We start from the raw sequence: 17,825 nt of genomic DNA on the forward strand, positions 1-17,825 counted from the left end.
GCAACGGCGGGCTGAACGGGGGAAGGCGTTTAACGCCCTTTTTTCTTGCGCCCCGGCTGGGTAAAGCGCTTGCGGCCGGCCGGCGCAGCGGCTTTGTCGGCGCTTTTTGGCCCGCCGGCGCTCGGCTTTTTCGCCGCGGCGGATTTGGCCGGGGCTTTTTTCGCCGGCTTGGCCTCGGACGAGGAGCCTTCAATCAGCTTGAACAGTTCAATCAGCTCGTCATCGGTCAGATCGCGCCATTCGCCCAGCGGCAAGCCTTTCAGGCTGACGTTCATGATGCGCGTGCGTTCCAGCTTGGTGACCTCGTAGCCGAAGTGTTCGCACATGCGGCGGATCTGGCGGTTCAGCCCCTGCACCAGCGTGATGCGGAACACGAACGGCGCTTCTTTCTTCACCTTGCACTTTTTGGTCACCGTGCCAAGCATCGGCACGCCGGCGCCCATGCCGCGAATAAACTCGTCGGTCACTGGCTTGTTGACCGTCACCAGATACTCTTTCTCGTGATTGTTGCCGGCGCGCAGGATCTTGTTGACCAGATCGCCGTGGTTGGTCAGAAAGATCAGCCCCTGCGAATCCTTGTCCAAACGGCCGATCGGGAAGATACGTTTGCTGTGGTTGACGAAGTCAGCGATGTTGTCGCGCTCGCCGTCTTCGGTGGTGGTGACGATGCCGACCGGTTTGTTCAGCGCGATCAGCACCAGATCTTCTTCGTTACGCGGTTCGATCAGCTGACCGTTAACCTTCACGACATCGCCGGCAAATACCTGGGCGCCAACGGTGGCGCGTTTACCGTTGATGAAAACGTTGCCCTGTTCGATGTATCGATCGGCGTCGCGGCGTGAGCAGATGCCGCTCTCGCTAATGTATTTGTTCAAACGAATGGATGAGTTGGTCAGCATGGGATCTCCGTAAAACGCGGACTATACATTACCCGGATGGCGCTGCGAAGCGAATCATGCAGGAGGCGGCGGCTATGAACAAAATCCGTCCCTGCATCAAAAAGTGCAGACGATAAGTGGTGTCGACAGGCCTGCGTCTTATTGCGATGCTGTTGTCGTCAATAGACTTGCGATCGTCGTTTTGGCATAGCCGATGAATGCCGCCAACGGCTGCTGATGCTGAGACAGGTCATCTATCGCTTGTCCGAGATAAACTCGCCGCGCGGTGCTAAGTACCGGCTGGTGTTCAGATGGCAAGCGTGCCAGCAGCCATTCGGCGGCCACATCTTTGGGGGCGATCCGACCGGTTGCCGCGCTGAACCAGATGCGCGCCAGCGCAAGCACAATGTTGCATTCGTCGCCATGCCAGTCATCAGGTTCGTTCCATTGACTCAGGGTATCGGTGAGCGCGGCGATGAAGTCGCTGCGAGGGACGCTGTCATACAGGAGTTCAAAGGAGGCGCCGAACAGATGTCGATGATGCTGCCGGGCTTTGGTAAGCAGGATCGCCACATCAGGATCCAAGGTGGCGGGGGAGACAATTCCCACCAGCAACTCTTCACGCAGCCATTCGCCAAACTGTAGCTCACGTCGTGGCGGATAGCGCCAGGGTTTGATGTCGGTCTGTACCAGCACGGTGACTTCCAGCGGGCGAAAAATACTGTCGGCACCTGGCGGAGCCGACACGGTCAGCAAAGCTTTCATAAGGGCGGCCCGAGTGGTTGACATCAGCGGCTTGCTGATGACGACCAAGATGTCGATATCGCTGTTGGGTTTAAGACCGCCATCGACCGCAGATCCATACAGATGGATGCCCAAGAGTGTCTCGCCGAGTTGCTCTGTCAGCACATTGTATGCGGCGTCGATCTGTGCGGCGATTTCGGCTGGAAGTGTTTCTTTTATCGCTAATTGGGGATTGTTAAAAGATGGCTCAAAGCGTTCCCCCACCTTCACCACCCGGGTATTCAGCGGGGTGAGCGTCTGCCCGGCGTTGCCGATCGGTGTCAGGCGCGGCACGGTGCGGCCGCTGTCACTTTCCACCAGCGTTGAGTGCGCCTCTCCCTCGGCGAACAGATGATCTTCCCCCCACTGGCGCAGGCCAACGATCACCGGAAACAGCGCGCGGCCTTTCTCAGTCAGCACATACTCCTGATAGGCACTGCCGTCCGCGGCGGGCACGATCTCCAGCACGCCGTGCGTCACCAGGGCGCGCAGCCGGGTGGCAAGAATGTTCTTCGCCATCCCCAGCCCTTTTTGAAATTCGCTAAAGCGGGTGACGCCGTCGAAGGCGTCGCGCACGATCAGCAGCGACCACCAGTCGCCAATCACATCCAGCGTGCGCGCTACCGGGCACGGCGCGTCTTCCAGGCTTTTACGTTTCACGGCGTTTATCTCCAGCTATATATTCTGGTTGCATTATAAAACCTCCGCATCTAAAGTTCATTAGGTTTAATTATGAAACCAGATTGAGGTGTGCGATGAGCGACAAACTGCTGGATCCTCCCTGTGCGGCGCTGGGGCGCCTGCCGGCCGCCCTGGTGCTGCTGTTGGCCGGTGCCAGCGCCTTTAGCGTGGCCAACGTTTATTATGCGCAGCCGCTGCTGGACGCCATTGCCTGTGATTTTTCCATCAGCCTGGCGGCGGTCGGCATGGTGATCACCGTGACTCAGTTGGGCTGCGCGCTGGCGTTGCTGTTGGTGGTGCCGCTGGGGGATCGGTTGAACCGGCATCGATTGCTGGCGGGGCAACAGCTGGGGCTGATCGGCGCGCTGCTGCTGGTGGGCTGGGCGCACAGCGCGCCCTGGCTGCTGGCGGGGATGTTGTTGGTGGGGCTACTGGGCACCGCCATGACGCAGGGGCTGATCGCATTCGCTGCGGCCCTGGCGGCGCCGCAGGAGCGCGGGCGGGTGGTCGGCGCGGCGCAGGGTGGGGTGGTGCTGGGGCTGTTGCTGGCGCGCACTCTCTCCGGCGCGCTGGCGGACGTCGGCGGCTGGCGCACGGTGTACTTCTTCTCAGCCGGAGTGACGCTGGTATTGCTGCCGATCCTGTCGCGCCTGCTGCCTGTGCCGCGCACCGCGCCCAGCACGCTGAGTTATCCCGCGCTGCTGCGTTCAATGCTGAGCCTGTTGCTGCGTGACCGCACGCTGCAAATTCGCGGCATGCTGGCGCTGCTGATGTTCGGCGCTTTCAGCCTCTTTTGGAGTTCGCTGGTGTTGCCGCTGAGCCGGCCGCCGTTCAACTTCACCCATGCCGCGGTGGGAGCGTTCGGCCTGGTCGGCGCGGTGGGCGCGCTGGCGGCGGTGCGCGCCGGGCATCTGGCGGATCGCGGGCTGGGGCAGGTGGCCAGCGGCGCGTGTCTGCTGCTGTTGACGCTGGCCTGGCTGCCGCTCGGTTTGCTCGGCAGCGGCCTGGTTTGGCTGGTGGCGGGCATTGTGCTGCTGGATCTGGCGGGCCAGGCGATCCACGTGCTGAACCAGAGCATGATCTTCAGCGCCCACCCGCAGTCGCATAGCCGGCTGGTGGGCTGCTACATGCTGTTTTACGCCGTCGGCAGCGGGCTGGGCGCCTTTGCCGGCACCCATATGTACGCCTGGGCGGGGTGGAGCGGCGTCTGCTGGCTGGGGGCAGGCGTCAGCCTGAGCGCGCTGCTGTTTTGGCGGCTGACGCTGCGCGGGATGACGGATGCGGCGGGTAAGAGCTAGCGTGCCGGTGAGTGCATCAGGTAATAATCTTCTTCGCCGTCGTTGCCGGTGGAGATGATGCGCCAGCCGTGTTTGCGGTAGAACGTCAGCGCCTTTTCATTCTTCACCAGGCATTTCAGCGAGCCGGTGGCGGTGAAGGTGGCTTGCGCCGCTTGCAGCAGCGCACTGCCGACGCCGCGCGGCGGCTGATGGGGATCGACATACAGGTTATGAATGAAGTTGTCTTCGCGGTAGATGGAGACGAATCCCAGCAGCACGCCGCCGTCTTCCGCCACCCAAATCGCTTCGCCCAGCGTCGCGCGGTCGAAATCTTCCAACTGATAGTTCGAGGTATCGCGCCAACCGAACGCCGCCTTGCGCGACGCCAGGTACAGCGTGCGCAGGAAGGGGCGATCGGCCTCTTGGTAAGGTCTTATTTGCATGGCATCTCCCGGTGGTTTTTGCTCACTATAGCGCATGGCGCCGGGCGTGCATGGCCGCAAACGGAAAATGCTAGGCGTCGCCCCAGGCGGGCAGGCGATTGACCCCGTCGCTCAGCTCCTGAGCCAGGTGGCGCACGGTGTCGGCGTGCAGGGCGGCCAACGGTGGATGAAAGTCGGGCGCCCGCAACGCTTGCGGCGCACGGGAAAGCTGCGCCGCATACTCGGCGAGAACGCGCCCGCCCTGACGTTGCACCTCGAACAGCGCCTGGCGTTCCTGCGCGGACAGCGCCGCGCCACTGCCTGCCAGATAGGTGTTGAGCTTTTCGCTGGTCAGCAACAGGCTGCGCGTCTGGTTAAAGATCAGTTGGATATGCCGGGTGAAGCTTTCATGGTTATCGTCCGCCAGCTGCCAGGTTGGCTCCAGCGTCACCCGGGCCACTACCGCTTCGCAGCCCTCGATCTTTTGCCAGATGCCGATGGCGTTTGTGTTCTCGCCGCCGAGGAAGCGCGACAGTTCCCGCAGCACGTTGGCAACCTGCTGCCGCAGTGACTCCCCTTCGTATTCCGGCCACAGCGTGGCGTGAATGAAGGTGGCGAACCCTACCCCCAGCACGATGCCGATCAGGCGATCGCGGATCTCGGTCAGCCCGGTGACCGGGCCGAAGCTTTCCAGCAGCGCCAGGGAAAAGGTGAACAGGATCTGTACCCCGGCATAGCTTATTTTCTCGGAGCCGGCGGCGATCCAGGCGGAGAGGGCGATCACCGGCAGCGTCAGCAGCAGCAAGCCGACGAGGCTGTCGAGGTGAGGCATGATCCACACCACCGAGATCAGCGCCAGCAGGCTGCCGATCGCCGCGCCGCCGAGACGCAGCCGCGCCCGCCGCTGTGTGGCGCCGAGGCTGGGCTGCGCCACGATCAGGCAGCTCAGCATGATGGTATGAATGCCGGACCAATCGACGGCGGTATAAAACACGTAGGCGACCAGTACGGTCAGCAGCGTTTTCAACGAAAACTGGATGTAAACCGGGTTGGTCAGGGCGTCGGGGGTAAAGAAGGGCACTTTCGGCGGCGGCGCGGCCTGCAGGGCGTCGGCGTAGTCGCTGCGGTTGGCGTAGACCTGCAGGAGGCTGGCCATTTCATTGAGCGGCGCCGGCACCTGCGGATCGTCGCTGCCGGCGATCGCGACGGAAAATCGCAGTGCGCTTTCGTGGCTTATCGCGGTTTGCAGTGCGCGGCAGGCGGCATCTATCTCTTGCGCCAATTGACGCGCGGCCGCGCCGAAAGCCGGCGGCAGCTGGTAGGCCAGGATATTGAGCTGCAACACCAGGGTGATCAGCGCCAGATAACCGGGCTCGTTGGCGCGGCAGCGATCGCTGCGCATCACCGAAAAGCGCAGCAGCTTATGCAGCTCGGTGGCGTGCTGGGAGATGGCGCTCAGATCGCGCGTCTCGCCGCCGTTGGTCAACATAGCGCGGGTTTCGTCCAACACCGCGTTCATCCGACCCTTTAGCTGTTTCAGCGGTTCGGCCGGCAGCAGCAGGGTATTAACGATCAGGGTGAGCAGGATGGCGTAGTTGATCGCCACCCATACCCACAGCACCAGTCGTATCACCACTTCCGCCTGCGGAGTGAGATCGACAAAGCTTTGCGTGTAGATCACCACCAGCGCCATCAGGAAGAACAGCACCCCAACCTTGGTCACCCGCATCAGGAACACGCTGAGGAAAAACAGCGCGCTGGAGAGCAAGATGCGCAGCATCGGGTAGTCGTAGGTGAACTTCAGCACCAGAATAGCGGCGCCGATCGCCAGCGTGGAGCTGACGAAAAACAGGATACCGATCGCGCGGGTGATCACGATATTGGACTGCGTGATAAAGAAGACCGCGATCAGCGACAGCGCCAGCCACGGTACCTGCAGCGTCTGCGAGATCACGATGGCGATCGCGCTGGAGAGCAGGGCGCGGATCACCAGGTTTATGCGGCTGTCCGAAGGGCGCAGCTCGTCGATCAACCGGGACAGCCAGCCGCGAGACATCGTTTTATTCTTCATGGCGCAGGTTCAGCTTGGCCACCGCCGAAGCGCCCACGCGGAACAGCGCCGGGTTGGGAGCCTCTACCGCGATCTTGACCGGGAAGCGCTGAGAAACGTGCACCCAGTTGATGTTGCGCGACACGTTGGGCAGCCCGCCCAGCACGCTGCCGCCGTCGTCGGGCTGCACGCCGTAGCTGACCGACTCTACCTTGCCGCTGAAGGTCTGGCCGGCGTCGCTCATTAAATACAGCGTGGCCGGCACGCCGGGATGCACGCCTTTCAGGTCGGTTTCGCGGAAGTTGGCGACCACGTACCAGTGGCGGGTGTCGATCAGCGTGAACACCGGTTTGGCGCTGGAGGCATATTGGCCGACGGTGGTTTTCAGGGAGGCGATGCGGCCGTCGAACGGCGCTCGCACCTCGGTAAATTCCAGATTCAGCTTGGCGATGGCGATGTCGGCCTGCACTTCGGCGCGCTGCGCGACCAGGGCTTCGACGCCGCTGACGGCGGCTTCCGCCTGTTTCGCCTGCAGCAATGCGGCCTGCAGTTCCGCCTGCGCCGAGCGCTGGGAGGTGCGGGCGGTTTCCACTTCTTCCGCCGAAACGTAGTTCTTGCCGAGCAGCTTCTGCCGGCGGTTGAGGGTGTCGGTCGCCTGCGCCACCAGCGCCTGCGAGCGTTTGACGATGGCGTTCATCGATTCGGCGTTGTACTGCTGCGCGTTGACCGAACGCTGCGTCAGTTTGATCTGTTCATTCAGCGTGATCAGGCGCGCTTCGCTGGCCGCCAGCGCGTCCTGGTAAGGGCGCGGATCGATGCGGAACAGCAGATCGCCTTGCCGCACTTCCTGGTTGTCGCGGATCGGCATCTCGACGATGCGGCCGTTCACCTCCGGCACTACGTCGATGGTGTCGGCATAGGCGTAGGCATCGTCGGTAGTGGGGGCGTTTTCCACCCGCCAGACGACGACGGCGGCCACGATGAGCGTCAACGCCAGGATGGTAAGCACCAGCAGTCTGCGCTTGTTGGAGGTTTGTGGTTGGGTCATGGCGTCAGTCTCAGTGGGGGAAAACCAGTAACCAGGTCAGCATGGCGATCAGCGCGGTCAGCGCCGGATACGTCAGCAGCTGCGGCGCCAGCCAGGCGCGTTTTTCCGGGGTGCGCAGCAGCAGGTGGATCGCCACCATGCCCGCCACGCCGCCGCACAGGCAAAACAGCCAGTCGGGGAACGAAGCGCCGAACACCACCATGGACGGTGCCGGTGAGCACCCGGTGAGCAGCAGCGCGGTCAGGCAGGTGATAAGCAGTTTTTTGTCGGGCATAGGGCTTTCTCTGGCGATTGGCTTGGTCGACGGGCCGAATGGAATGACTCTTTTTCAGTGAGTGAGGTCACTGTTTGTCTTCCCCACGCTTGCGCAAGGAGAAACTAGAATAAATACTCTACTCTAAACTAGAGGAGTTAATCTAGTTTTTTGTGTCACCCTGCCTTCGCGGCGGCAAATGGGTATAATGCGTTGATGACAGCGGGCAGAAACGAATATGCAAATCGACGAACACATCACCGGGCGGGAGCCGCAGCAGGAAAGAGGGCGGCAACGCGTACAAACCATTCTGGATTCGGCGGCGGCGATCGTGGCGCAGGACGGGCTGGCGGCGCTCAGCATGCAGCGGCTCGCCAAGCACGCCAAAACCTCCATCGGCTCGATGTATCACTTTTTTCCCGATCGCCACGCGGTGATCAAGGCGCTGGCGGATCGGCACACCGAATCGATCGAGGCGCTGGTGCGCGACATGGCGTTGGCCAGCGACGACGAGTGGCGGCGCCTCTCCGCTGAAGAGGTGATCCAGCGACTGTTTTCTCCCTATGCGCAGTACCTGCGCGAGCACGCCGACTACCTGCCGGTGATGCGGGAAATGAACCTGCCGGATGAAAAGTCCAGCTTCCTGGCGCTGATCGCCCGAGTGCTGCAGCTGCGCCGCCCCGAGACCGCCGAAGCGGAGCTCCTGCAGCAAACCCGGCTGTTGCAAAGCCTGGTGGCCGGCACCTTGCACCACATCTTCAAAACGGCGCCGCAGAACGTGGCGTTTACCCTGGCGGAGCTGCCCGGCGTGCTGAGCCTGTATCTGGCGGGAAAAGAGGGAAGCATCGCTTAGGCGCGAGCCAATTTAATCGCTTGTTTGTCCGCGCCGCCGCTGGCATGATCCCCTGCAGGGATTAACGCAACGTTGATCACAACCTATTGATTTTCATGACTCGGGGTGCCCTTCTGCGTGAAGGCTGAGAAATACCCGTATTACCTGATCTGGATAATGCCAGCGTAGGGAAGTCACGGCCGCTCAACCGGCGCCGCCTTCTTGAACGCCGGTTGGGAGGAATATGATCGCTCGACCTGATGCACTACCCGGCGCCCGCGCCGCGGCCTGCCTGACCCAATTCCAACAGCGGCCTCCGCTGATCCACTGCCTGACCAACGAAGTGGTGCAATCGCTGACTGCCAACGTGCTGCTGGCGCTCGGCGCCTCCCCGGCGATGGTGGTGGAGCCGCAAGAGGCGGCGCAGTTCAGCGCGCTGGCCGACGGCCTGCTGATCAACGTCGGCACCCTCAATGCGCTGCGCGCCGAATCGATGCGGGCGGCGGTGGCCGCCGCCAATCAGGCCGGCAAGCCCTGGACGCTGGATCCGGTGGCGGTCGGCGCGCTCTCCTACCGCACCGCCTTCGCTAAACAGCTGCTGGACGAGCAACCGGCGGCGATACGCGGCAACGCCTCGGAAATCATGGCGCTCAACGGGTTGCTGGCCAGCGGCCGCGGCGTGGACAGCGGCGACGATTCCTTGGCGGCATTGCCCGCCGCGCGTGAGCTGGCGCGGCGCAGCGGCGCGGTGGTGGCGGTCACCGGCGCGGTGGATTACGTCACCGACGGCCAACGCGACTGGGCGATCGAAGGCGGCTCCCCGCTGATGACGCGGGTGGTGGGCACCGGCTGCGCGCTGTCGGCGGTGGCGGCGGCGTTTTGCGCCCTGCCGGGCGATCGCCTGGACAACGTGGCGACCGCCTGTCGGGTGATGTCACACTGCGGCGGCCTCGCGGCCAGGCAGGCCGCCGGGCCGGGCAGCTTTACGCCGGCGTTCCTCGACGCCCTGTATCAACTGCGCGGGGAGGATCTGTGATGAAACGTATTAACGCGCTGACCATCGCCGGCACCGATCCCAGCGGCGGCGCCGGCATTCAGGCCGATCTGAAAGCTTTCTCGGCGCTTGGCGCCTACGGCACTTCGGTGATCACCGCGCTGGTAGCGCAGAATACCCGCGGCGTGCAGTCGGTGTATTACATCGATCCGGCGTTCGTCGCCGCGCAGCTGGACTCGGTGTTCAGCGACGTGCGCATCGACAGCGTCAAGATCGGCATGCTGGCCAATGCCGACATCGTGCAGGCGGTGGCCGAACGTCTGCGCCATTACCGGCCGGAATTTGTGGTGCTGGATACCGTGATGCTGGCGAAAAGCGGCGATCCGCTGTTGGCGCCGGAGGCGGTAGAGTCTATCCGGCGCGAGCTGTTGCCGCTGGTGTCGATCATTACGCCGAACCTGCCGGAAGCGGCGGCGCTGCTGGCGTGCGCGCCGGCGGAAGATGAAGCGCAGATGCGCGAGCAGGGGCGGGCGCTGCTGGCGATGGGCTGCCGGGCGGTGCTGATGAAGGGCGGCCACCTGAGCGAAAGCGAGAGCCCGGACTGGCTGTTTACCGCCGAAGGCGAGCAGCGTTTTACCGCGCCGCGCGTCGCCACCCGCCATACCCACGGCACCGGTTGCACGCTCTCGGCTGCACTGGCGGCGCTGCGCCCGCGCCATGCCGACTGGGCGGCCACGGTGGCCGCCGCCAAGGACTACCTGCAACAAGCGCTGCAACAGGCGGATACGCTGGAAGTGGGGCACGGCATTGGGCCGGTGCATCATTTTCACGCCTGGTGGTGAGCCAACTTTTTGCCGCAACCGTGGTCTGACTAGTTCAGGCCCGGTTTTATGGGCGAAACCTGATTTAACCTAGGGAGAAGGACTATGACGGGACACCAGGCGCTGCGTTGCGCCCTCTTCGGCGCACTGCTCAGCTTCAGCGCGGGCAGCTTTGCCCAGCAGATCGTCACCACGTCGGATTTGATTCAGCAGCCGGGGTATCAGGCCAGTTGGCAAAACATGGTCAAAGGCCAGGCGCGGATGCCGGGCTGGGCGCGCAAGGGCGTCGGCACCTCTACGCCGGCGCAAAACTTGAGCTGGAAGGGCAAAGAGTATCTGGTCGGCAACCTGTGCAAGCCGCACGACTGCGGCAACAACTTTTTGATCGTGGCGTTCAGCGCGGACAAATCCCAGGCCTGGGGCGTGCGGGTGGAAGTGGAAGATCGGCCGGAAGCCGTCGATCATCCGAAGAAATACGCCAAGTACCAGTGGCTCGGCAAGCCGGATGACGACATGAAAGCGCTGCTTAAGCAGCAGTTCGAGAACAATCCCGACTGGAAATGATCTGACCGGGGGCGCTGACGATGCCGCCCCCGGCGTTGATCAGCCGATGCCGGCCTGATGCAGATCGTGCAGGTTGAGCGCCCCCACCAGCACGCCGTCCATGTTGACCACCGGGGCCGCGCTGATGTGCTGTTCGTGCAGCGCTTCCAGCGCTTCGCCGGCGCGCCACTGCTCCGGCAGCCGATAGCCGGGGCGGGTGATCGCCGGGCTGAGCGGATCCTGCAGGCTGTTGCCCTTCACCAGCCAGCGGCGCAGGTCGCCGTCGGTAAATACGCCCACTACCCGCTGCTGCGCGTCGCACACCGCCACCAACCCGAGCCCGGTGCGGCTCAGTTCCAGCATCGCTTCCATCACGTTGGCGCTTTCGCTCACGCGCGGCAGGCGATCGCCGGTGCGCATCAGGTGATGCACGCGGTTCAACAGGCGCGCCCCCAGGCTGCCGCCCGGGTGCGAGCGGGCGAAGTCTTCCGCATTGAAACCGCGCTGGCGCATCAGCGCCATCGCCAGGGCGTCGCCCATCATCAGGGTGTTGACCGCGCTGGAGGTCGGCGCCAGCCCCATCGGGCAGGCTTCGCGCTCAACGCCGATATCCAGCACGCAGGCGGCGGCCAGCGCCAGCGGCGACTCTTTGCCGCCGGTGATGGCGATCACCGGAATGCCGTTCTCCGCCAGCAGCGGCAGGATCAGATCCAGCTCTTTGGCGCGGCCGGAATAGGAGATGAACACCACCACGTCGTCGGCGCCGATCATGCCGAGATCGCCGTGCAGCGCCTCCGCCGGATGCACGAAGAACGACGGCGTGCCGGTGCTGGCCAGCGACGCGGCGATCTTCTTGCCGATATGGCCGGACTTGCCGATGCCGGAAATCACCGCTTTGCCGCGGCAGTTCAGCAGCAGCTCGCAGGCGCAGACGAAGTTGTCATCTAGGCGTGCCAGCAGGCGCTGCGCTTCGGTCAGCTCGATCTCCAGCGTTTCGCGGGCAAAGGCGAGCAGGGCGTTGGCGTTACTCATCGGGGTCTCCTACCAGAATAATATTGATGCCTTTCGCCTGCAGGGCGGCGAGGTAATCGGGATTGATGTCTCGGTCGGTGATCAGCGTATCGACGGCGCTGAGCTCGCACACCACGTTCGGGCTCTTGCGGCCGAATTTCGAGGAGTCTACCAACAGAATAATGCGGCTGGCGGCTTCGCACATCGCCTTGCTGACGTTGTGCACTTCGTTGAAGGTGGTGACGCCGGCGTTGAGATCGACGCCGTCCGCGCCGATAAACAGCTTGTCGAAGCTGAATTGCTGAAACGCCGATTCCGCCAGGCTGCCGTGGAACGAGGCCGATTTTTTGCGGTAGGTGCCGCCGGGCATCAGGATGGTCTGATCGTTGTCCAGCTCCACCAGCGCGTTGACGATGGTCAGGCTGTTGGTCATCACCGTGATGTTGTTGAACTGTGCCAGGTGCGGCACCATCTGCAGCACCGTGCTGCCGGCGTCGAAGATCAGCGAGTCGCCGTCGGCGATCAGCGCCACGGCGGCGCTGGCGATCTGGCGTTTTTTCTCGGTGTTGATATGGGTTTTGCGGTCGATCGGCTGATCGCCGTCGTCGCGGCTGAGCACCACGCCGCCGTAGGTGCGGATCACCTCGCCTTCTTCTTCCAGCAGGGTGAGATCCTTGCGGATGGTGGTGCCGGTAGTGGAGAAATGCTCGGCCAGGGCGTCCACTGCCGTTTTGCCATGCCGCTGCAGATATTCAAGGATAGCGGACTGCCGCTGCTTTGGTTTCATCGCGATTCCCGTTCACAAGAGTTGGGCATTTCCCCTCGCTGAATAATTCACTATGAAAGGTAATGTCTTTTAATGTGAAAATATCACGATTTGGGTTCAATCGCTAACGATAGTGCAGACTGGCATGCGCGATCCTCGGGGAAGATCACATCTGGGCGCAAATCCCGCTGATGCAAACCGTGCAAATGAGGCAGCGGGCGGGGCCGGGCGAAAACGGTCAGGCCGCGCAGCAACAGGCTGCCGCACACCCGCCGATCGGCGTCGAAGGCCAGCGCCAGCACCACCCGCGGGCGGAAACGGCCGCCGGAACGGCCGACGCCGACGGCGCCCAGCCGGCATAAACCGTCGAAGGCGCGGTTGAAGCGCTGCAGTTGCCACCAGCCGAAGGCGATTTGCAGCAGCCAGGCCAGCAGCGCGAAGGCGATCAAAGCTTGTGTCATGGGGTTCTCCTTACGCCCCCTTCCGCGGAAGGGGGCGCCGGTGGCGTCAGAACATCACCTGGCCGCCGGTGATGTTGATCGATTGGCCGGTGCAGTAAGAGGCCTTGTCGCTGGCGTAGAACAGCAGGGTGTTCAGCACATCCTGGTAGTCGCAGCCGCGCTTCAGCGGCACCTTGTCGATGTAGTACTGCTCCACCTGATCCGGCGCGATGCCCAGTTTTTGCGCGTACTGCGGCAGCAGCGACTGGAACATCGGCGACTTCAGCAGGTTGCCGAGCATCAGCGAATGCACGGTGATGCCGTACTCCGCCAGATCGAGCGCCAGCGACTGCGTCAGCCCCACGCCGCCGAACTTGGCGGCGCTGTAGCCGGAGTTGTGCTTGCTGCCGACCTTGCCGGACTTGGAGTTGATCTGGATGATGCGCCCGGCGATGCCGTCGCGGATCATCAGGCGCGAGAACTCGCGGGCGCAGAGGAAATAGCCCACCAGGTTCACCTGCAGCGAGCGGTCGAAGTCGCCCAGCGGGAAATCGGTGATCGGTGCCGCCTTGGCGATGCCGGCGCTGTACACCAGCAGGTTGGCCTGGCCGAACGCCCGGTCAACCGCCGCCGCCAGCGCGATCACGCTCTGCTCGTCGGTGGCGTCGGCCTGAAAACCGCAGGCGCTGCCTGTGCCGTACTCTTCGTTGATCTGCTGTGCCACCAGACTGGCGTTGTCGGCGTTCAGATCGGCCACCGCCACCCGATAACCGGCCTGCGCCAGCCCGTGGCTCAAAAAGGCGCCTAACGTTTGGCCGCCGCCAATCACTACAGCTACTTCAGACATGGTCTACTCCTTATGCGATAAATGACAGCGTGCTGCCCAACGGGATATCGGTCGGCGTCGGGCCGGATACGTGGATCGAGCCGGGAAATTCGGCTTCGGCTTCGCCGTCGAAGCGCACGGTGATATGGCCCAGCTCGCGCAGATTCTGCGTGGCGACGCTGCCGACGGCGGTGATGGCGTAGCGCCGCTGCGCCAGTTCCATCACGCCGCCCACCTGCAGCTCGCCGGCGGTTGCGCCGTGGCGGTGGATGAAGCAGAACTCTTCGATATCCGCCGGGGCGCCTTCACGGAAGGTGATCAGCATGTTGTCCAGCAACGCGTCGCGGGCGCAGCCGCCGATCTGCGTGATGGTGGTGTGAAAAATGGTGTGCATAAACGTCTCCCTGGGGATCACATTATTGATAAATGAAGGCCGAGGCGGCCCAGGCGATCAGGACCGTCGGCGCGCCGGTCAGGAAGCGGCCAACCAGCACTGAAGGCACGCCGACCCGCACGGTGTCCTGTTTGGCTTCCGCCAGCGACAGGCCGACCGGAATAAAGTCGCAGGCGGCCTGCGCGTTGATGGCGAACAGCGCGGGCAGCGCCAGCTGCGGCGGAATATGGCCAAGGCCGATCTGCACCCCGACCAGCACGCCGATCACCTGGGCGATGACCGCGCCGGGGCCGAGGAACGGCGACAGCAGCGGGAATGAGCAGATCAGCGCCAGCGTCACCAGGCCGATCGGGCTGTTGGCCAGCGGCGTCAGGCCATGAGCGATAAAGTCCCCGAGGCCGGAGGCCATGATGATGCCGATCAAGGCCGAGACGAATGCCATAAACGGCAGAATGGTCTTCAGCACGGTGTCGATAGTGTCGCGCCCGGCCTGGAAGAACACCGCCACCACCGATCCCATGCCCATGCCGACCTTCGCCAGCAGCCCGTCGCTTTGCTCGGTGATCTTCTTGCTGGTGTCGTAGTCGCGCGCCTTGGGCGGCGCGGCAACGGCGGCGGCGGGTTGGCTATCTGCCGCTTCGATTCGGTTGATGTTGTGGTCGCGCACGCCGGAGACATAGATGTCTTCGAGGATAAACTGCGCCAGCGGGCCGGACTGACCGGTGGCATGGATATTGACCGTCGGAATGCGGCGTTTCGGGTACAGGCCGCAGCGCAGGGTGCCGCCGCAGTCGATCACCGCCACGCCGATCTCTTCCGCCGGCGGCTCGCCCTCTTTGAAACCGTCGACGGCCGGCCAGCCGGTCAATTCGCTGAGGCGATCGACGATGGAAGGCCGGGTGCCGGCGGTGATGTACACCACTTTTTTGCCGGGTTCGATCGGCAGTTCCAGGGGGCCGCCCCAGCCGCTGGCGCCTTTTTCAATACGGATATAAGCACTCATGCTGCACTCCACGAATTAAAGTTGCACCTGGCGATCCAGACGGATGCCCATCTTGCGTTCGAACAGGCTGGTGGTGAGATCGGTAACCCAGCCGCGGAAGAAGTTGGTGAACAGCCCCACCAGGAAATAGCTCACCGCCAGCGGGCCGAGCGGCAGGCCGAGGGTGGTCAGGCCGCTGGCGATGCCGAGGTAAACGAACAGCTCGCCGGGGTTGATATGTGGAAACAGGCCGTTCATCGAGTGGCAGCTGTAGGAGGCCGCCGCGTAGTAGCTCGGCTTGTATTTCTCCGGCATGAAGCGCCCCAGGCTGAGGGTCATCGGGTTGCAGAAGACAAAGGTGCCAATCAGCGGCAGCAGCAGATAACGCGAGACGGGGTTGCCCGCGCAGCGCTGCGCCAATCGTTCGATACGTTCCTGGCCAACAAATTTGATCAGCGCGTTCATGATAACCAACAGGCTGATCAACAAAGGCAAAATGCCGGTCACCATGCCGACAAACACTTCACCGCCTTTCTGAAACAGGCCGATAAACCACTCGGCGCCGTGGGTGATTAGCTCAATCATTATGTTCTCCTGTAATGGACTGTTATGGCCTGGAGCGAACGGCGGCTCTGTCGCCATGGGCCTTACAGTAGTCACTTTGTTGGGCTATTTGTTTTAAATAGATCACAATTTGAAAGATAAATATTTTATTTTGAAAGTTTAAAGTGAAAGAAAGAGAAGGTTGGCAGCGTCGGGTTAAGGGGAGCGGGCACAAAAAAGCCCGGCGAACCGGGCTTTGGGACAGGCGGTCCGTCACATCAGGCGATGGTGACCTTCTTGTCCAGATAGGCATCTTGCACGGCGTTGATCAGCGCCACGCCGTCTTTCATCGATTTCTTGAAGGCTTTACGCCCCAGGATCAGGCCCATGCCGCCGGCGCGTTTGTTGATCACCGCGGTGCGCACCGATTCCTGCAGATCGTTCTCACCGGCGGCGCCGCCGGAGTTGATCAGCCCGGCGCGGCCCATGTAGCAGTTGGCCAGCTGGTAGCGCACCAGATCGATCGGGTGATCGGTGGTCAGCTTGGTGTAGACGCGGTCGTCGGTATAGCCGAATTTCACCGCACGGTAGCCGCCGTTGTTTTCCGCCATTTTCTGTTTGACGATGTCGGCGCCGATGGTGGCGGCGATGTGGTTGGCCTGGCCGGTCAGATCGGCGCTGGAGTGGTAGTCCACGCCGTCCTTGTTGAACGCCGGGTTGCGCAGATAGGCCCACAGCACGGTGACCATCCCCAGCTCATGCGCGCGCTCGAAGGCGATCGAGATCTCTTCGATCTGGCGGCGCGACTGCTCGGAGCCGAAGTAAATAGTGGCGCCGACCGCCACTGCCCCCATGTTGAACGCCTGCTCGACGCTGGCGTACAGGGTCTGGTCGTACTGGGTCGGATAGCTCAGCGTTTCGTTGTGGTTGAGTTTGACCAGGAACGGAATTTTATGCGCATAGCGGCGCGATACCGACGCCAGCACGCCGTAGGTGGAGGCGACGCAGTTACAGCCGGCTTCAATCGCCAGCTCGACGATGTTCTTCGGATCGAAATACAGCGGGTTGGCGGCGAACGAGGCGGCGGCGGAGTGCTCGATGCCTTGGTCGACCGGCAGGATAGACAGATAACCGGTGCCGCCCAGGCGGCCGTGGTTGAACAGGGTTTGCATCGAACGCAGCACGCTGTTGGGGCGGTTGTTATCGATCATTACGCGGTCGACGAAGTCGGCGCCCGGCAGGTAGAGATTCTCGGCGGGGATAGTGGTACAGCGGTGTTGCAGCAGATCTTCCGCTTCCTTTCCTAGCAACTGCACAATATCAGTCATGATTCACTCCCGATTAAGCTTCTTCATACACCGGCAATGCAAGGGTTTTTGACCACCGGCGCAGTAAAAAGCGGTGATTGAAGCTGTAAAGCGATGCTACCGAACTTGCTCCGGCAAGGACAAACAATAGATGCGATTGAGAGGAAATGCCATTTGCGTGGCCAAATACGCGGGGGCGATCGCCCCCGGCGCGCTAAGCGATTGATTATTCGATCTCGAACCACGCGGTATTCTGTTGAGCGATCGGGGTGATGGAGTAGATCATCTCCTGCAGATGATCGTGGATGGCGCGCTCCGCCGCCTCGGCATCGCGCGCTTTCAGCGCTTCGTAGATGCGGTAGTGCTGCTTGATCAGGCTCTCCGGCGGCGAGACTTCGCTCAGGCTGAGGAAACGCACCCGATCCATGGTGGCCTTGATGGTTTCGATGGTCTCCCACGCCAGCGGGCAGTCGGCAAACTGGGTCAGCAGCTGGTGGAACTCGTCGTCCAACGCCAAAAATTCGCGCGTTTGCCCGTTCTGCGCCGCCAGCTCTTGACGGTGCAGGTTATGCTCCAGCGTCATCAGCTGCGCCGGAGTGGCGCGCTCGGCCGCGCGGCGCACGATGGCGCATTCCACCGCCTGACGGATAAAGCGCCCGTCGGCCACGCGTTTGGCGGAAATCTTCATCACGAAGGTGCCGCGCTGCGGCAGGATCTGCACCAGGCCGGCCTCCGCCAGCTTGATGAAGGCTTCGCGCACCGGCTGGCGCGAAACGTTGAAGCGGGTGGAGATCTCTTTCTCGGACAGCAGGGTGCCGGGGGGGATGGTGCAATCGACGATATCTTTGCGCAGAAAGCGATAGATCTGCTGGTTGACCGGGACGTTGTTGGTGAGACTGTACGTTTCAGACATGGCGACAATCAGGCATCTGGCTGGAGTTCGAATGCCACCATACTAGCAGATTATTGGTTGA

Annotated in this window: 20 protein-coding genes, 1 pseudogene and 1 riboswitch; of the genes and pseudogenes, 5 read left to right on the forward strand and 16 right to left on the reverse strand. The window is 62.6% G+C overall.

All coding sequences use genetic code 11. The features are described from left to right. Window positions 1–29: 29 nt before the first annotated feature. From rluF to ACMGF9_RS05295, 3 genes and pseudogenes are all read right to left on the reverse strand, one after another. Window positions 30–899, reverse strand: coding sequence for a 23S rRNA pseudouridine(2604) synthase RluF (gene rluF, locus ACMGF9_RS05285; protein WP_021504493.1), 870 nt, complete (start codon window positions 897–899; stop codon window positions 30–32). Window positions 900–1,037: 138 nt separating this feature from the next. Then, complete coding sequence (locus tag ACMGF9_RS05290) at window positions 1,038–1,841, reverse strand: aminoglycoside adenylyltransferase family protein (RefSeq protein ID WP_370531168.1); 804 nt, start codon at window positions 1,839–1,841, stop codon at window positions 1,038–1,040. A gap of 42 nt (window positions 1,842–1,883) precedes the next feature. Further along, window positions 1,884–2,321 (reverse strand): annotated as a pseudogene (locus tag ACMGF9_RS05295) (winged helix-turn-helix transcriptional regulator); the annotation flags it as partial. 95 nt (window positions 2,322–2,416) lie between these two features. Here ACMGF9_RS05295 and ACMGF9_RS05300 point away from each other — a divergent pair. Further along, window positions 2,417–3,640, forward strand: a complete 1,224-nt coding sequence (locus ACMGF9_RS05300; RefSeq protein ID WP_088381850.1) for an MFS transporter — start codon at window positions 2,417–2,419, stop codon at window positions 3,638–3,640. Here ACMGF9_RS05300 and ACMGF9_RS05305 read toward each other — a convergent pair. The 4 genes from ACMGF9_RS05305 to ACMGF9_RS05320 form a co-directional block, all read right to left on the reverse strand. Next, window positions 3,637–4,062 (reverse strand): GNAT family N-acetyltransferase, encoded by a 426-nt coding sequence (locus ACMGF9_RS05305; RefSeq protein WP_021504444.1) that lies wholly within the window; start codon window positions 4,060–4,062, stop codon window positions 3,637–3,639. The genes ACMGF9_RS05300 and ACMGF9_RS05305 overlap by 4 nt on opposite strands. 70 nt (window positions 4,063–4,132) lie before the next feature. Beyond that, window positions 4,133–6,097 (reverse strand): FUSC family protein, encoded by a 1,965-nt coding sequence (locus tag ACMGF9_RS05310; RefSeq protein ID WP_160125859.1) that lies wholly within the window; start codon window positions 6,095–6,097, stop codon window positions 4,133–4,135. Between the two features lie 4 nt (window positions 6,098–6,101). After that, entirely contained in the window at window positions 6,102–7,139 is a 1,038-nt protein-coding gene (mdtN, locus tag ACMGF9_RS05315) for a multidrug transporter subunit MdtN (protein WP_015378757.1), read from the reverse strand. A 10-nt stretch (window positions 7,140–7,149) separates the two neighbouring features. Further along, window positions 7,150–7,413, reverse strand: coding sequence for a YtcA family lipoprotein (locus tag ACMGF9_RS05320; protein WP_004941494.1), 264 nt, complete (start codon window positions 7,411–7,413; stop codon window positions 7,150–7,152). Window positions 7,414–7,630: 217 nt separating this feature from the next. Between ACMGF9_RS05320 and ACMGF9_RS05325 the strand changes: the two genes are divergently transcribed. The 4 genes from ACMGF9_RS05325 (at window position 7,631) to ACMGF9_RS05340 (ending at window position 10,603) form a co-directional block, all read left to right on the forward strand. Then, window positions 7,631–8,245 (forward strand): TetR/AcrR family transcriptional regulator, encoded by a 615-nt coding sequence (locus ACMGF9_RS05325; RefSeq protein ID WP_261438558.1) that lies wholly within the window; start codon window positions 7,631–7,633, stop codon window positions 8,243–8,245. A gap of 91 nt (window positions 8,246–8,336) precedes the next feature. Next, window positions 8,337–8,433: riboswitch (TPP riboswitch) on the forward strand. A gap of 35 nt (window positions 8,434–8,468) precedes the next feature. Continuing rightward, a complete protein-coding gene (gene thiM / locus ACMGF9_RS05330) occupies window positions 8,469–9,260 on the forward strand; it encodes a hydroxyethylthiazole kinase (protein ID WP_015378755.1) in 792 nt (263 codons plus the stop codon). Continuing rightward, the gene (gene thiD, locus ACMGF9_RS05335) at window positions 9,260–10,060 is read left to right on the forward strand and encodes a bifunctional hydroxymethylpyrimidine kinase/phosphomethylpyrimidine kinase (RefSeq protein WP_048325239.1); all 801 of its coding nucleotides are present in this window, start codon (window positions 9,260–9,262) and stop codon (window positions 10,058–10,060) included. The genes thiM and thiD overlap by 1 nt, the downstream gene beginning before the upstream one ends. An 84-nt stretch (window positions 10,061–10,144) precedes the next feature. Beyond that, window positions 10,145–10,603 (forward strand): inhibitor of vertebrate lysozyme family protein, encoded by a 459-nt coding sequence (locus ACMGF9_RS05340; RefSeq protein ID WP_033644072.1) that lies wholly within the window; start codon window positions 10,145–10,147, stop codon window positions 10,601–10,603. A gap of 39 nt (window positions 10,604–10,642) precedes the next feature. Here the strand turns inward: ACMGF9_RS05340 and gutQ are convergent, their stop codons facing one another. From gutQ to ACMGF9_RS05385, 9 genes are all read right to left on the reverse strand, one after another. After that, entirely contained in the window at window positions 10,643–11,614 is a 972-nt protein-coding gene (gutQ, locus tag ACMGF9_RS05345; protein WP_004941509.1) for an arabinose-5-phosphate isomerase GutQ, read from the reverse strand. Continuing rightward, the gene (gene srlR / locus ACMGF9_RS05350; protein ID WP_414160578.1) at window positions 11,607–12,380 is read right to left on the reverse strand and encodes a glucitol operon DNA-binding transcriptional repressor SrlR; all 774 of its coding nucleotides are present in this window, start codon (window positions 12,378–12,380) and stop codon (window positions 11,607–11,609) included. The genes gutQ and srlR overlap by 8 nt, the downstream gene beginning before the upstream one ends. Before the next feature lie 83 nt (window positions 12,381–12,463). Continuing rightward, window positions 12,464–12,820 (reverse strand): transcriptional regulator GutM, encoded by a 357-nt coding sequence (gene gutM, locus ACMGF9_RS05355; RefSeq protein WP_004941515.1) that lies wholly within the window; start codon window positions 12,818–12,820, stop codon window positions 12,464–12,466. A 46-nt stretch (window positions 12,821–12,866) separates the two neighbouring features. Further along, a complete protein-coding gene (gene srlD / locus ACMGF9_RS05360; protein WP_015378751.1) occupies window positions 12,867–13,646 on the reverse strand; it encodes a sorbitol-6-phosphate dehydrogenase in 780 nt (259 codons plus the stop codon). 10 nt (window positions 13,647–13,656) lie between these two features. Next, the gene (srlB, locus tag ACMGF9_RS05365) at window positions 13,657–14,019 is read right to left on the reverse strand and encodes a PTS glucitol/sorbitol transporter subunit IIA (RefSeq protein WP_021504438.1); all 363 of its coding nucleotides are present in this window, start codon (window positions 14,017–14,019) and stop codon (window positions 13,657–13,659) included. Window positions 14,020–14,041: 22 nt separating this feature from the next. Beyond that, complete coding sequence (locus tag ACMGF9_RS05370; RefSeq protein ID WP_015378750.1) at window positions 14,042–15,022, reverse strand: PTS glucitol/sorbitol transporter subunit IIB; 981 nt, start codon at window positions 15,020–15,022, stop codon at window positions 14,042–14,044. Window positions 15,023–15,037: 15 nt separating this feature from the next. Beyond that, entirely contained in the window at window positions 15,038–15,586 is a 549-nt protein-coding gene (locus tag ACMGF9_RS05375; protein ID WP_004941528.1) for a PTS glucitol/sorbitol transporter subunit IIC, read from the reverse strand. A 236-nt stretch (window positions 15,587–15,822) separates the two neighbouring features. Beyond that, window positions 15,823–16,872, reverse strand: a complete 1,050-nt coding sequence (gene fbaB / locus ACMGF9_RS05380; RefSeq protein ID WP_015378749.1) for a class I fructose-bisphosphate aldolase — start codon at window positions 16,870–16,872, stop codon at window positions 15,823–15,825. Window positions 16,873–17,077: 205 nt separating this feature from the next. Next, on the reverse strand, window positions 17,078–17,764 hold the full coding sequence (locus tag ACMGF9_RS05385) for a GntR family transcriptional regulator (protein ID WP_021504437.1): 687 nt from the start codon (window positions 17,762–17,764) through the stop codon (window positions 17,078–17,080). Between the last annotated feature and the right edge of the window lie 61 nt (window positions 17,765–17,825).

It is taken from the genome of Serratia sp. BNK-23, assembly GCF_047456145.1.
Taxonomy (GTDB): Bacteria; Pseudomonadota; Gammaproteobacteria; order Enterobacterales; family Enterobacteriaceae; genus Serratia; species Serratia nematodiphila.

Excerpts from the sequence above, each read along its gene's own strand:
- ACMGF9_RS05325 (WP_261438558.1), top strand. The coding sequence starts at position 7,631 with ATGCAAATCGACGAACACATCACCGGGCGGGAGCCGCAGCAGGAAAGA.
- srlB (WP_021504438.1), bottom strand. The coding sequence starts at position 14,019 with ATGCACACCATTTTTCACACCACCATCACGCAGATCGGCGGCTGCGCC.
- thiM (WP_015378755.1), top strand. The coding sequence starts at position 8,469 with ATGATCGCTCGACCTGATGCACTACCCGGCGCCCGCGCCGCGGCCTGC.
- ACMGF9_RS05370 (WP_015378750.1), bottom strand. The coding sequence starts at position 15,022 with ATGAGTGCTTATATCCGTATTGAAAAAGGCGCCAGCGGCTGGGGCGGC.
- ACMGF9_RS05375 (WP_004941528.1), bottom strand. The coding sequence starts at position 15,586 with ATGATTGAGCTAATCACCCACGGCGCCGAGTGGTTTATCGGCCTGTTT.
- thiD (WP_048325239.1), top strand. The coding sequence starts at position 9,260 with ATGAAACGTATTAACGCGCTGACCATCGCCGGCACCGATCCCAGCGGC.
- ACMGF9_RS05320 (WP_004941494.1), bottom strand. The coding sequence starts at position 7,413 with ATGCCCGACAAAAAACTGCTTATCACCTGCCTGACCGCGCTGCTGCTC.
- ACMGF9_RS05340 (WP_033644072.1), top strand. The coding sequence starts at position 10,145 with ATGACGGGACACCAGGCGCTGCGTTGCGCCCTCTTCGGCGCACTGCTC.
- rluF (WP_021504493.1), bottom strand. The coding sequence starts at position 899 with ATGCTGACCAACTCATCCATTCGTTTGAACAAATACATTAGCGAGAGC.
- mdtN (WP_015378757.1), bottom strand. The coding sequence starts at position 7,139 with ATGACCCAACCACAAACCTCCAACAAGCGCAGACTGCTGGTGCTTACC.
- gutM (WP_004941515.1), bottom strand. The coding sequence starts at position 12,820 with ATGACACAAGCTTTGATCGCCTTCGCGCTGCTGGCCTGGCTGCTGCAA.
- srlR (WP_414160578.1), bottom strand. The coding sequence starts at position 12,380 with ATGAAACCAAAGCAGCGGCAGTCCGCTATCCTTGAATATCTGCAGCGG.
- ACMGF9_RS05300 (WP_088381850.1), top strand. The coding sequence starts at position 2,417 with ATGAGCGACAAACTGCTGGATCCTCCCTGTGCGGCGCTGGGGCGCCTG.
- fbaB (WP_015378749.1), bottom strand. The coding sequence starts at position 16,872 with ATGACTGATATTGTGCAGTTGCTAGGAAAGGAAGCGGAAGATCTGCTG.
- srlD (WP_015378751.1), bottom strand. The coding sequence starts at position 13,646 with ATGTCTGAAGTAGCTGTAGTGATTGGCGGCGGCCAAACGTTAGGCGCC.
- ACMGF9_RS05385 (WP_021504437.1), bottom strand. The coding sequence starts at position 17,764 with ATGTCTGAAACGTACAGTCTCACCAACAACGTCCCGGTCAACCAGCAG.
- ACMGF9_RS05310 (WP_160125859.1), bottom strand. The coding sequence starts at position 6,097 with ATGTCTCGCGGCTGGCTGTCCCGGTTGATCGACGAGCTGCGCCCTTCG.
- gutQ (WP_004941509.1), bottom strand. The coding sequence starts at position 11,614 with ATGAGTAACGCCAACGCCCTGCTCGCCTTTGCCCGCGAAACGCTGGAG.
- ACMGF9_RS05305 (WP_021504444.1), bottom strand. The coding sequence starts at position 4,062 with ATGCAAATAAGACCTTACCAAGAGGCCGATCGCCCCTTCCTGCGCACG.